At 63.9% G+C, this 13208-nt stretch carries 12 protein-coding genes; 3 read left to right on the top strand and 9 right to left on the bottom strand.

All coding sequences use genetic code 11. From position 1 onward, the window contains the following. Positions 1-2: 2 nt before the first annotated feature. The 3 genes from OX459_RS11015 to OX459_RS11005 are packed head-to-tail and all read left to right on the top strand — an operon-like array spanning position 3 to position 2354. The gene (locus OX459_RS11015; protein ID WP_289905031.1) at positions 3-1007 is read left to right on the top strand and encodes a GTP-binding protein; all 1005 of its coding nucleotides are present in this window, start codon (positions 3-5) and stop codon (positions 1005-1007) included. Next, the gene (locus OX459_RS11010) at positions 1004-1792 is read left to right on the top strand and encodes a hypothetical protein (protein ID WP_289905030.1); all 789 of its coding nucleotides are present in this window, start codon (positions 1004-1006) and stop codon (positions 1790-1792) included. The genes OX459_RS11015 and OX459_RS11010 overlap by 4 nt, the downstream gene beginning before the upstream one ends. Positions 1793-1835: 43 nt before the next feature. Further along, positions 1836-2354, top strand: coding sequence for a GNAT family N-acetyltransferase (locus tag OX459_RS11005; protein ID WP_099668040.1), 519 nt, complete (start codon positions 1836-1838; stop codon positions 2352-2354). Between the two features lie 12 nt (positions 2355-2366). On the opposite strand, the gene OX459_RS11000 is transcribed toward OX459_RS11005, so the two are convergent. The 9 genes from OX459_RS11000 to OX459_RS10960 all read right to left on the bottom strand — a co-directional run bounded on the left by OX459_RS11000 (position 2367) and on the right by OX459_RS10960 (position 13037). Beyond that, entirely contained in the window at positions 2367-2792 is a 426-nt protein-coding gene (locus OX459_RS11000) for a transcriptional repressor (RefSeq protein WP_034787417.1), read from the bottom strand. 102 nt (positions 2793-2894) lie between these two features. Then, a complete protein-coding gene (locus OX459_RS10995; protein ID WP_289905029.1) occupies positions 2895-4226 on the bottom strand; it encodes an alpha/beta hydrolase in 1332 nt (443 codons plus the stop codon). A 108-nt stretch (positions 4227-4334) separates the two neighbouring features. Beyond that, a complete protein-coding gene (locus OX459_RS10990; protein WP_077404313.1) occupies positions 4335-5213 on the bottom strand; it encodes a peptidase in 879 nt (292 codons plus the stop codon). A 91-nt stretch (positions 5214-5304) separates the two neighbouring features. Continuing rightward, complete coding sequence (locus OX459_RS10985) at positions 5305-6114, bottom strand: transglutaminase family protein (RefSeq protein WP_289905028.1); 810 nt, start codon at positions 6112-6114, stop codon at positions 5305-5307. Then, the gene (locus OX459_RS10980; RefSeq protein ID WP_289905027.1) at positions 6114-7058 is read right to left on the bottom strand and encodes an alpha-E domain-containing protein; all 945 of its coding nucleotides are present in this window, start codon (positions 7056-7058) and stop codon (positions 6114-6116) included. The genes OX459_RS10985 and OX459_RS10980 overlap by 1 nt, the downstream gene beginning before the upstream one ends. Beyond that, positions 7052-8506 carry a circularly permuted type 2 ATP-grasp protein gene (locus OX459_RS10975; RefSeq protein ID WP_099668036.1) on the bottom strand — a complete coding sequence of 485 codons (1455 nt, stop codon included), beginning with the start codon at positions 8504-8506 and terminating at the stop codon, positions 7052-7054. Before OX459_RS10975 ends, OX459_RS10980 begins: the two co-directional genes overlap by 7 nt. 128 nt (positions 8507-8634) lie before the next feature. Further along, positions 8635-9792, bottom strand: a complete 1158-nt coding sequence (locus OX459_RS10970; protein ID WP_289905026.1) for a HAMP domain-containing sensor histidine kinase — start codon at positions 9790-9792, stop codon at positions 8635-8637. A 68-nt stretch (positions 9793-9860) separates the two neighbouring features. After that, complete coding sequence (locus OX459_RS10965; protein ID WP_289905025.1) at positions 9861-10736, bottom strand: hypothetical protein; 876 nt, start codon at positions 10734-10736, stop codon at positions 9861-9863. Between the two features lie 99 nt (positions 10737-10835). Beyond that, the gene (locus OX459_RS10960; RefSeq protein ID WP_289905024.1) at positions 10836-13037 is read right to left on the bottom strand and encodes a TonB-dependent receptor; all 2202 of its coding nucleotides are present in this window, start codon (positions 13035-13037) and stop codon (positions 10836-10838) included. Positions 13038-13208 lie beyond the last annotated feature (171 nt).

Genomic DNA, 13208 nt, shown 5'->3' with positions numbered 1-13208 from the left:
ATATGACAGAATTGATCCCCGTCACCATCATCACGGGTTTTCTCGGCAGCGGGAAAACCACCTTGCTCAAGCGCATATTGCAGGGCGATCACGGCGTACGCATCGCCGTGATCGAAAACGAATTCGCTGCCGAAAGCATCGACCATGGCTTGCTGGTGCAGGACAGCGACGAGCAGATCGTGGAAATGAACAATGGCTGCATCTGCTGCAGCGTGCGCGGCGACCTGATCCGCATCCTGGGCGAGCTGCACGCCAAACGCGAATCCGGCACCATCGTTTTCGACCACGTGATCATCGAAACGACGGGGCTGGCCGCGCCCGGTCCCGTGGCGCAAACCTTCTTTGCGGAACCGTCCGTCAGCGAGTACTACATGCTCGACGCCATTTTGACGGTGGTCGATGCGCGTCATGCGCAGCAGCAATTGACGGCGCACAAGGAAGCGCAGGAGCAGGTGGGCTTTGCCGACCGCATCCTGCTGTCGAAGACGGACCTGGTCGGCAAGGACGAGCTGGCCGCGCTGCGCCAGCGCCTGGTCGCCATCAATGGCCGCGCCAGCATCCAGAAAGTGCGCTTTGGCAATGTGCCCTTGCGCGATATCCTGAACATCCGCGGTTTCAATTTGAACGCCATCGTCGAGCTGGAGCCGGATTTCCTGGGAGAATTGGGCCACCGCCATGGCGACGGCGTGCAATCGTTCGTCTATCACCAGTCCCAGCCCCTCGATCTGTTGCAGGTGGAAAATTTTCTCGATGCCGTGGTGCAGCTGTTCGGCAGCCAGCTGATGCGCTACAAGGGCATCCTGTACGTGGCCGACTTGCCGTGCCGCGCCGTCTTCCAGGGCGTGCACATGCTGATGGGCTCGGAACTGCGCGCACCGTGGAACGACGGGGAAACGCGCGCCAGCAAGATGATCTTCATCGGCCGCGACTTGCCGCAGGATATGCTGACCCGTGGCCTGGACCGTTGCGTGGCCAAGGCGGACAGCCCCGCCGAGGTGGCGGCGTGAGCGTGGAAGCGGGCTTGCCCGCCCTGGCGCTGATCTTTTTGCTGGGCATGCGGCACGGGCTGGAACCGGACCACCTGGCTGCCGTCGACGGCCTGACCCTGCGCAGCCAGGCCGCGGCGCCCCGCTGGACGCCGTGGATGGGCGCGCTGTTTGCGCTGGGCCATGGCGTCACCGTGCTGGCCATCGTAGCCGTGGCCGCCGTAGCGTCACAGCAATTTTCACCGTCGGAAACCGTGTTCGGCTGGCTGGAATGGCTGCCCATCGCCTTGCTGCTGCTGATCGCGGCCCTGAATGCGCGCAGCTTGCTGGCCGGTGCCCAGCTGGCCCAGGTGCGCGGCTGGCTGCTGCCGCGCTGGCTGCGGGGCGCCTCCGGGCCGCTCGCCGCCATTCTCGTCGGCATGCTGTTCGCGCTGGTCGTCGACACGGCCTTGCAGGCGGCCGCCTGGGGCTATGCGGCCGTCGCGCTGGGCGGCATGCAGCCGGCCTTGCTTACGGGCCTGGTGTTTGCCGTCGGCATGGGCGTGACGGATACCTTCGATGGCTGGGTTACGGCAAAAGTCATGCGCACCGGCCAGATTGACCTCGTGCGCGCCTTCCGGCGCCGCCTGGGCTGGCCCATCGTCGCCATTTGCGTGGCCATGGCCGCTTGCATGGCGGCCGGCAAGCTCGACCCGGCCTGGTCGTTGCCGGAAAGCTGGACGGCGGCACTCGGTGCGGCCATGGTGCTGCTGATGGCGGCCCTGTACGGCTGGACCTTGCTGGGTTTGCGCCGCGTGCGTGCCTGAGGCGGGGGCGTGGGTATAATGGAAAAAACTGCCGGATTCCACCATGCCCGCACCTGAAATCGTCATTCGCCTGCTGACGCCGGCCGACACCGCCGCCTTTTGCGCGCTGCGCCTGCGCGCCATCCTCGATTCGCCCAGCTCGTTTTCCTCGTCGCGCGAGGACGAGCTGGCGCGCACGCCCGAAGAACACGTGCAGCGCATCGCCGACGGCCCGCTGCACCGGGCGTTTGGCGCCTTCGATGGCGAACGCCTGGTCGGCTTTGCCGGCTTGCGGCGCGAATCCATGCGGCAACTGTCGCACAAGGCCTTGCTGTGGGGCGTGTTCGTCGATGTGGCGCAGCGGGGCAAAGGCGTGGCGCGGCGCCTCGTGAACGCCTGCATCGCGCAGGCCGAAGCGGACCCTGCCGTCATGCAAGTGCATTTGAGCGTGAATGCGGAAAACAATGCCGCCCTGGGCCTGTATGAATCGCTGGGATTTATCGCGTATGGCACGGAACCGCGCTCGATGCGCGTGGGCGAGCTATTTTATGACGAGCATCACCTGGCTTTATTGATCAGGTAATGCTGCCGCCGATTACTTGCAGCGCGGGCACAGGCCCTTGATCAGGTAATCGACTTCGCCGCCGCTGAAACCTTCCGGCAAGAGCACGGGCGGGGGCAGCTTGACTTCATTGAAGCAGGTGACGTTCGCGCATTTCGTGCACTGGAAATGCGCGTGTTCGTGCGCCTGGTGGCCGGCGCCCGCGCTGAAGCGCCACACCTGGTCGGCGCCCGCGATGCGGTGCACCAGTTCATTTTCCGTCAGCCATTCCAGCACCCGGTACAGGGTGACGGAATCGATGTCGCTGTCCTGCGACAGCGCTTGCTGGATTTCATGGTGGGTCAGCGAACGGCTTTGCGCCATTAAAAAGTCGAGCACCTTCACGCGCGTCTTGGTGACGCGGGCATTGGTGTTGCGGATCAGCGATTCGGCTTGCGGTGTAGAAGATGATGTCAACATGATAGGCCTGCTTGCGGGGGATCGGCTGGCGGCGTCATCGCCGTGCCTTTGCCACCCTCTGGGCCGTATCTTAGCATGCGTGCCGTACTCGATGGAACGGCGTCACGGTTTGAACGTCCAATAGCGGCCGGCCACTGTATCGACGGGGTCGAGAAAACGCTGGTCGGCGCGCGCCTGGTTGCGTATCAGATAAAACATGTCGGACAGGGCCGAGCGCTTTTCCGCAAAGTAAGAGTGCTTCATGAAACTCGTGTCCACGCCCGTGGCGTCGATGGTTTCCACGCCCGCCACGATCAGCATGCCGGCGCCGCTGTCGCCCGCGCGAGGGTAGCCGTGCACGGCTTTCGAGGCGGCCAGGGCCAGGTCTTGCGACGAGGCATACAAGGTGACGGGGTTGCGCGCGGCGGCCAGTTTCGGCGCGATATCGTGCTTGAAGATGGCGGCGTCGATATCGGGCGCAGACAGGATGATTTCCGTAATCTTTTGCGCCAGCTGCGGCTGCGCGGCCAGCAAGTCGGCCACGGCGCGCGCCAGGCCGCGGTTGCCCATGCTGTGTCCGACCAGATACACTTGCGCCGCCTCCGTGCTGGCAAGAAAGTCGCTCAGGAAGCTGGCGAGGTGGGGCGTGCTCCACTCGATATTGTTTTCATCGATGGTGTAGCCGGCCACCTCGCCGCGCGACGGCCAGCTGTAGAACACGGGCGCGCCGTCAAAGCCCAGGTCGTAGGCCATCTGTCCCGTGCGCCGGGCCGCATCCTCGAAACTCATGTTATAGCCATGCACGAAGATAAAGGCGCTCTTGCCAGCCGAGGCGCGGATCTGGGTCTTCAAGGCGGCAAGGAAGTTGCCGCGGTCTTGCACCTCGGCCGACAGCAGCACCACGTGCTTGGCCGGGTCGTCGCGAAATTCCAGGCGCCACAGCGACGGCGATTCCAGCTGCCCCATGCGGTGGTCGCGGGGGATGCTGACGTCGCAGCTGCCATAGCTGAGGGGGCCATTGCCGCCCATGATGTTGCGTTCGCCGCTGAAGCGCTGGGCCGGCGGCTTGCCCACGTCGCGCTGGCGGTCCGTGGCGAAATACACTTTCACCACCGCATAGTTCGACACGACGGCGCCCTGGTCGGCAGGGGCGGGCGACGGGGGAAATGGACGCAGCGGGGGCTGCACGGCATCGAGCAAGCCTTGCGCGGCAAACAGGGTTTCCATGTCGTCCGGCACTTTTGCGCTGGACAGGGCGGCGGACAGGGCCAGTTGCAGCCGGGTATCGGCAGGTTCGGTTTCCAGCGCGGCGATGGCGGCCAGGATGGCGGCGGCGCCGTCGAACTTGGCGATGGCTTGCTTGAGCCGTTCATAATGGCTGGCGACGGCTTCGGGAGCATGGCCGGGCGCGCCATGCCCGATGGCTGCCACGACGGCGGAAGTGATCAAGTCCATGCGCCACCTGCCTTTCAGGTCAATCTGGATTGAATGTCAACCCATATTGCCATAAAAGCACGCGGAAAGCGACTTGTCCAGCGTCCCGCGCAGCGGGCCTGTCAACGGTCAATGCTGCTTGTCGTCGCTGAACTGCTGCGCCAGGGATTGCAGGGGCGCCACGGTCAGGCCGCCGCGGCTCACGTGCTCGGGGATGGCCACGCGCACGGGCTTGCTTTGCATGTTGGACGACGATAAGACGTTCGTCGTCGTTTCCGGCGCCGCATTCCACACGGGATCGACGATGCCTTCGAACACATGTTTCAATTGTTCGCCCCACGTATCGCGGATCATGCGGAAATACTGGTTCTTTTCATCGATGGTGACGAAGCGCGTGACGGCCAGGCTGCCCGTCTCGTAGACGAGCAAGTCCAGCGGCAAGCCGACGGAAATGTTCGAGCGCAGGGTGGAATCCATGGAAATGAGCGCGCACTTGGCCGCCTCGTCCAGGCGCGTGAACGGGTTGATGACCCGGTCGATGATGGGCTTGCCGTATTTCGCTTCGCCGATCTGGAAATACGTGTTTTCATCGTGCGATTCGATGAAATTGCCGGCCGAATACACCTGGAACAAGCGGCAGCGCTCGGCGCCTATCTGGCCCCCGAGAATGATGCTGACATTGAAATCGATGCCGCAGTCGGCCAGCGCCTTCGCTTCGCGCAGGTGCACGGTGCGCACGGCTTCGCCCACGATGCGGGCCGCGTCGTACATGCTGGCCACGTTCCAGATGCTGCGCCCGTCCGCATCCACGTGCTCGGACACGATCTGGCGGATCGCCTGCGAGATCGACAAATTGCCGGCCGTCATCAAGACCAGCATGCGGTCGCCCGGGTTTTCGAACACGCTCATCTTGCGGAAGGTGCCCACCTGGTCCACGCCGGCGTTGGTGCGGGAGTCGGACAGGAAGACCAGGCCTTCGTTCAGGCGCATGCCTATGCAATAAGTCATTGTCGTAAATCAAATCAAAAGGGGAAGCATTTTACACCAGCCGGGCCTTGCCTACCGCCTGCAAGGCCCGGCCAGCCTCATTCCTGCCCGTTTACACGGGCACGATCTGCACATCGACTCGTAATGTTTCCGTGCCGCCACCCTGGCGCACGCCCCGCACGGGGGCGGCCGAATCGTAGTCGCGTCCGATGGCCAGGCGGCAATACGCATCCGTCATCAGCCGCGCATGCGTGACGTCGATGCTGACCCAGCCCGCGAAATCCGCGTCTTCCGCCCAGGCGTCGACCCAGGCATGGCTGGCCGCGTGGCCCGTCGTGCCCGGATCGATATAGCCGGACACATAGCGGGCGGGGATGCCCCAGGCGTGGCAGCACGCGAGGAACAGATGGGCGTGGTCCTGGCACACGCCGCGCCCCAGGGCCAGGGCGTCGCCGGCCGTGGTGGTGACCATGGTGGCGCCGCTTTCATACGCCACCTTGCCGACGATGTGCTCGGCCAGGCGCAGCAAATGGCCCGTGCCGGCCGTCACGCGGCGGTCCGGCAGGCTGGCGGCCGTCAGTTCGATGATGGCGGGGTTGGCCTGGGTCAGCGGCGTCGGCATGGTAAACAATAGCGGCGACAGGGTATCGACCAGGTTCAGCCGTCCCTTGTGCGGGTAGATGGTTTCCACCACGCCGTGCGCCACCAGGCTCAGCGACTGATGGCTGCCGTTAATCGTCAGCATGTGCGACAGATTGCCGTAGGCATCCGTGTAGGCGTGGCACTGGCCCGGCGTGGAAATATGCCAGGACAGGGCGCGCTGCTGCGGCTCGATACGCGGCGTCAGGTGCAGCTGCTGGATGGTGTAGGCCAGCGGCGCACTATAGGCGTAATGGGTTTCGTGGCGGATGGTGAGCTGCATCAGGCCGCCAATGGTACGAGGAAGTCGCGGCTGACCCGGTTGCCCAGGTCATAGATGTTTTCCAGAAATTCCGTCAATGTATGGTGCAAGCCCGCCTTCATGATGTCGTCGATATGGCCGAATTTCAGTTCCGCATGCAATTTGCCGGCGAAACGCTCCGTATCGGCCGACACGTCGTTGCGGATATGTTTCAGGTTTTCCACCACGTCATCCATGCAGGCCAAGAGCGACCTGGGCATGTCGCCGCGCAGCATCAGCAATTCCGCCACCCGTGCCGGCGTGATCACGTCGCGGTAGACCTTGCGGTAGATTTCGAAGCCGGAAACGGAGCGCAGCAGGGCCGCCCAGTAGTAGAAATCGCGCTGGGTGATGTCTTTCGACGTGTCGCGCGCGCCGTGGAACTTCACGTCGAGGATGCGCGCCGTGTTGTCGGCCCGCTCCAGGAAGGTGCCCAGGCGGATGAAGTGGATGGCCTCGTCCTTGAGCATGGTGCCCAACGTGACCCCGCGCGACAAATGCGAGCGGTATTTCACCCATTCGAAGAACTGGCTGGGGTCCGTTTCCAGCAGATTGCTCTTCAGGCGCTTTTGCATGTCGAGCCAGGTGGCGTTCTGGATTTCCCACACTTCCGTCGTCAAGGTGCCCCGTACGGCGCGGGCGTTTTCGCGCGCGCCCGTCAGGCAGGCGAGGATGGAAGACGGGTTGTTCGGGTCGCGCACCATGAAATCGAGCACCTCGCGCGTGTGGAAGCGGCCATATTTGTGGTCGTACGCGCTTTGCAGCTCGGAAATGCCCAGGGTGGCGCGCCAGCCTTGTTCCGCGTCCTGCTCGGACTGGGGCAGCATCGACGTCTGCATGTTGACGTCCAGCATGCGCGCCGTGTTTTCCGCTCGCTCCGTGTAGCGGGCCATCCAGAACAAATGATCGGCGGTGCGGCTCAGCATGTTTTCTCTCCTGCAAAAGCGGATGTGGCTTCCAATACCCAGGTATCCTTGGTGCCGCCCCCTTGCGAGGAATTGACCACCAGCGAGCCTTCGCCGAGGGCCACGCGGGTCAGGCCGCCCGGCACCATGGAAATTGTCTTGCCGGACAGCACGAACGGGCGCAAATCGATGTGGCGCGGCGCAATGCCGGCCTCGACATACGTGGGGCAGGCGGACAGGGCAAGTGTCGGCTGGGCAATGTAGCCGCCCGGATTGGCCAGCAGGCGCTGGCGGAAATCCTCGATTTGCGCGAGGCTGGACGCCGGGCCCACCAGCATGCCGTAGCCGCCCGCGCCATGCACTTCCTTGACGACAAGTGTCGGCAAATTCGCCAGCACGTAGGACAAATCGGCCGGTTTGCGGCATTGGTACGTCGGTACGTTGTTGAGGATCGGCTCCTGCGACAAATAAAACTTGATCATGTCGGGCACAAAAGGATAGATCGACTTGTCGTCGGCCACGCCCGTGCCGATGGCGTTTGCCAGGGTCACGCGGCCCGCACGGTACACGGACAGCAGGCCCGGCACGCCCAGCGACGAGTCGGAACGGAAGGCCAGCGGGTCGAGGAAATCGTCGTCCACCCGGCGGTAGATGACGTCGACCCTCTTCGGCCCGCGCGTCGTGCGCATGTACACGGAATTGTCGTTGACAAACAAATCCTTGCCTTCGACCAGTTCCACGCCCATTTGCTGGGCCAGGAACGCGTGTTCGAAATAGGCGGAGTTGTACATGCCGGGCGTCATGACGACGACCGTCGGGTCGTCCACGCCCATGGGCGCGACGGAACGCAGGTTGTCGAGCAGCATGTCCGGGTAATGGTCGACGGGGGCGATGCGGTTGCGGGCGAACAGTTCCGGGAACAGCCGCATCATCATCTTGCGGTCTTCCAGCATGTAGGACACGCCGGAGGGCACGCGCAAATTGTCTTCCAGTACATAGAATTCGCCCTGGCCGGCGCGCACGATGTCGACGCCCGCGATGTGGGCGTAGATGTCGGAAGCGACGGAAATACCCTGCATTTCCGGGCGGTATTGGGCATTCTTGTAGATTTGCTCGGCAGGAATGATGCCCGCCTTGATGATGTTTTGCTCATGATAAATATCATGGATGAACATGTTCAAGGCTTGCACGCGCTGCACCAGGCCCGTTTGCATCTGCGCCCATTCGGCGGCGGGGATGATGCGGGGGATGGTGTCGAACGGAATCAGGCGTTCCGTGCCGGCATCGTCGCCGTAGACGGCGAACGTGATGCCGACCCGACGGAACGTGAGGTCGGCTTCGGCCCGCTTGCGGGCGATGGTCTCGGGCGATTGCTGTTCCAGCCAATTGCTGAATTCACGATAGTGTTCACGTACCTTGCTGTCCGTACCCACTTCATTTGCAGTCATTTCATTGAAAAAATTTGCCATGTTGTGATTTCCCTTGAGCCGTGTCTGGGTATAGCTCAGCAGGAAGCGTGCCAACAGGGCGGACGTGAACAGGTGTAAATATGACCACTTTTGTGGCGTCGCGCCATTCCTTGCACCAATTCGGTGCGCTAGGCGCCACTCTTGGGGACGTCGGCGGACGGGACGAAGGGGCGGCAATCGACGGGCACGTCGAAGATGAAGCTGGTGCCCGTTTCGGACGCGCTGTCGACGGCGATGCTGCCGCCGTGGCTTTCGGCCACGCTTTGCACGAAGGGCAGGCCGATGCCCCAGCCTGGCGCGGGGTTGTCGTTTTCGCGGCGCAAGTAGTCGAAGATGCGTGCGGCCTGTTCCGGCGCGATGGCCTGGCCGCCATTGTGGACGGTGACGATCAGGCGTTCGTGGACCGCTTCCACGTGCACGCTGATGGGCGTGTCGTCGCCATACTTGAGGGCATTGCCGAGCAGGTTTTCCAGCGCCCGCCGCAGCGAGTTCTCGCACCACCAGCCGGTGACGGCTTGCCCGCTGACCCGGCATTTGTCCGGCCGCTGCAAGTTCACCTGGCCGGCCACGGCGTGTACCAGCGGCAGCACGTCGAATTGGCTCAGCACCAGCGGCAGCTGCTGGCCCTGGTGGTAGCTGAGGCCATCGAGCAATTCCTCGATCATGCTGTCGAGCCGCTTGCTGTGCTCGACAATCTTGTGCGCCAGCAATACCACCCGCTCCGGGTCGGCTGGCCTGAACAGCAGCTGGGCGCTGGTGCTGATGACGGCCAGGGGATTGCGCATGTCGTGCGACAGGCCGGCCGCGACGCGGCGCCGGAAGCTTTCGTGCATGCTGGTAAATTCGCGTATCGATTCGCGGATGCCCACGTCGATCGACTTGTTGATCACTTGCCAATCCTTGCTGCGCAGGGTGATGCCGGACTCATGTGCAGTGGCGGCGAAGCAGTCGCGGAAGATCTGGTATTCCTGGATCACCTGTTCCGGGCCGTAATTGGTCATGCGCGCCCGTTCGTTGCCATGCACGGCGGGCACGTTGCTGTTGCTGGCGGCGTTGTCGCGCGGGTGGCCGGGGGTGAGGGCTTCGGCCAGGTTGTCGAAAAAGGCCGGCAAGGTATTGATGAGTATGGGCGTGAGCAGCTGGTCCGCGCCGCGCACGCTGGCGCGCACGCGCTGTTCCCAGGCCTCGAGGACGGCGTCGCGCATGGCGAAGATGCGCTGCGCGCGCTGCAATGGCTGCTGCGCGCCGGCCAGGCGACCCGCGTGCTGATCCGTGCTGATGCTCACCTGGCCTCCCTGACCGCAGTGACTATGCTTGCAATAGTATGCACCTAATCAGCCGGCGGGGAAACGCTTTATTGTCCAGTCTCGGCCTGGCGCAAGGCCGCATACAGGCGGGAAAGCGAGGCTGACCACTCGCTCAGCGAAAAGTTCTGTGGGTCATCATGACCATTCGCAAACCCTGTATCGAGCACGGCGTGGAAGGCGGGAATCAGCCACGTTCCCTTGCGCACGCTGGCGGCGATATACAGCAGGGCCAGGCGGTCGTATTGGGCCGGCGTAAAGCCGGGATCGGGCGCCAGGCCATCGTTGCCCTTGCCGCCGCCAGGCACGGAGTTGCGCGGTTGCACCAGTTCCACGTGCAGGAACAGGCCCGTCAGCGAAGGCTTGTCCTTTTCCAGCTTGCTGGCAAAGCTGGCCGTGCCGAAATCGCGCACCTGCAAGGAACCGCCCAGGCGGTTCACGTAGACATGGCCCTTCGGACCGCCGCCCAGCGCCGGATTGCGCAGGCTGAAGTCGTTGAAATCCCAGCTGGCGTCGTTGATGTGGTCGGGAATGGTTTCTAACAAGAAATTCGGGTAGCTGGTGTCGTGGATGACGAAATAGCGCGCCATCGGCGCTGCCAGCCGGCCCACGGCGCGCGACAGGGGCGCATCGACGGCGCCGCCCACGTCCGCCTCGGCGATGCCCTGTTCCGCCAGCCAGGCGCGCAGGCGGGCCGGCGCGATGCCCGCGCGCTGGCCGATGCGGGCGGCCAGGAAGTCCGGCAGCGGCGCGCTGTCGCCCAGGCGCGCATACAGCTTGACGGGACGCAGCAGGCACGTGGCTTGCGCCAGCGCATCGCCCTTGAAGCCGCTTTTCCAGGCGGCGTACGGGCAGGCGGCTTGTTTTTGGGCAAGGGCCGGCAGGGACAGGCAAAGCAACAGCAGCAGGGCAGGGAGTCGTTTCATGTCGGCATTGTCGCCGAAGCGCGCCTTGCGGCACAGGCGCACACATGAAAAAAAAGCTGCCCGAAGGCAGCTTTTCATCGTGCGACAGGTGCGCGGTCTTTAAAACGCCACGCTGGCCGACACGACCACGGTGCGCGGCGCGGCCAGAACCAGCGAGCCGATATTGAAGGACGACACGGCCGACGACCAGTAATTGCGGTCCGTCACGTTGTCCACGCGGGCGCGCACGGTCACGTCACGGCCCGCCACCTGGGTCAGGTAGCGCGCGCCGATGTCGATGCGGGTCCACGATGGCAGTTGCCGGGTGTTGGCCAGGTCAGCGTATTGCGTCGAGGTGTAGATGGTGCGGGCGTTCAGGGTCAGGCCTGGCGCGCCGGGCACGTCCCATTCGCCGCCCACGCTCATCTGCGTTTCCGGTGCGCCGATGGGTTTCTTGCCATTGTTGGCGGCCACGCCGGTATTGCTGAGCTTTGCATCGAGCCAGGTCAAGCCGCCCAGCAGGCGCACGCCCTGCATCGGCGTGCCGAAAATCGACAATTCCAGGCCGCGGTTGCGTTGCTCGCCATCAAGTTCGGCCCGCTTGCCGAGCACGGCCAGCAAAGGCTTGCTTGTCGTGAACAGGGCCGCGCTCATGCCCAGCTTGCCGCCGTCATACTTGACGCCGATTTCCTTCTGCTTCGATTTATACGGCGCAAACACCTCGCCCATGTTGTCGACATTGACCTGCTGGCCGTTTTCCAGATACGTTCCCGTGGCCGTCGGTCCCTTGACCAGCGCCTCGATGTAGTTGGCGTACAGCGACACGTCCTTGCTGGCCTTGAACACGATGCCGGCCACGGGCGTCGTGGCGCTCTCGTCATAGGCCTTGCCTTGCGGCGCCGAGGTGTTGTAGTCGTAACCGGCATCCTTGATCTGCTGGCGGCGCAAGCCCACGGTCAGCAGCAGCTTGTCGTCGAGGAAGGCCATGGTGTCGGCCAGGGCGTAGCTGTTGAGGATGGTTTTCTGGGTGATGCGCGGGTCGCTCATGATGCCGCCCGTGTAGGGCGCCGGCGGCGCCGTCACGTTGACCGGTGCGTAAATGTTGGTGGCAAACTTGTCGCCGATCGCAAACGCGTTCTTCGCTTCATTCCAGTGCCCGGACCAGCTGGCCACCAGGGTGTGCTTGACGGCGCCCGTAACGAGCTTGCCGCGAATGCCCAGTTCGCCCGTGCGGATTTCTTGCTTGCGGGCATTGTCGAAGCGCGACACCGTGGCGTCGCCATTGATCGAAGTCAACGTCGGCTCGGCCAGGCTGTTGGCTTCCTTGGTCGAGCGGGAGCCAAATGCGGCCCAGGCCACGACATCCTTGGCCAGGTCCACTTCGGCGCGCGCCGTGCCGAACACATCGTGTTCCTTCGAATAGCTCCACGGCTGGGCAAAGTTCTTCGACGCATCGGGTGCGGAGGGCAGCACGGCCACGCTGCCAATGCCGACGGACGGGCGCGGCGATGTCAGGTCGAAATTCTGGTAGCCGGCGTCGGCCGACAGGCGGTAGCCGCTGCCGCGGTAGTCGAGGCCGACCGAGAACATGCCCACGTCGTGGTCTTCGCGCTGGATGCCGGTCTCGCCCTGGCGCTTGGCGGCGTTGACGCGCACGCCGAATTCCTGGCGCTCGCCAAAGCGGCGCGCCACGTCGATGGCTGCATAGGCGTGGCCGCCCGATTCCACGCCCACCGTCAATTCCGTCAGCGGCGCATTGCCGGCGCGCTTGGGCATCAGGTTGATGGCGCCGCCGATGCCGCTGCCGCCCGGTGCCGCGCCATTCAGGAAGGCGCTGGCGCCACGGAACACTTCCACGCGCTCGAGCAATTCCGGCGAGACATATTGACGGGGCAGCACGCCGTACAGGCCGTTGTACGCCACGTCGTCGGAATCGAGGGCGAAGCCACGGATCACATACACTTCCTGGAAATTGCCATAGCCGCGCGACATGCGCACGGCCGGATCGCTCTGCAGCAAGTCGCCCACGCTGCGCGCTTGCTGATCGGCAATGAACTGCTGCGTGTAACTGGTGCTGCCGAATGGCGAGTCCATCATGTCCACGGCACCGAGGATGCCCATGCGCCCGCCGCGCGCCACCTGGCCACCCGCATACGCCTTCGACAACCCTTCCGCCGACGCATCGGCCGAGGCATTGACGACTACCGTGGGCATGGTTTGCGCGTCGCCGGCCGGCGCGGTGGTGGTGGCTTGGGCGGCGGCGCTGGCCAGCAGGAAGGCGGCCAGGGCGAACGGGGTAGGGACGAGGTGGAAGGTGCGCATGGAGTTATCTGGATATTAATGAGAATGATTATCATTATATTCCAGCGTGGCGCAGCGCGTGGGAAAGTGTGAGAAAGCGGTCAAGAAAGTCGCCATTCGTACAACACCGGGCAGGCCAGGGTGCTGGAATCTGGCGGAAAAAGGCGCGCCAGGCGATACCTTGCGGATTTA

This window comes from Janthinobacterium sp. SUN026 (assembly GCF_030397625.1).
In the GTDB taxonomy this organism is placed as follows: Bacteria; Pseudomonadota; Gammaproteobacteria; order Burkholderiales; family Burkholderiaceae_D; genus Janthinobacterium; species Janthinobacterium kumbetense.
The sequence above is the reverse complement of the archived record's forward strand: the minus strand, read 5'-3'. Positions and strand labels throughout refer to the sequence as shown.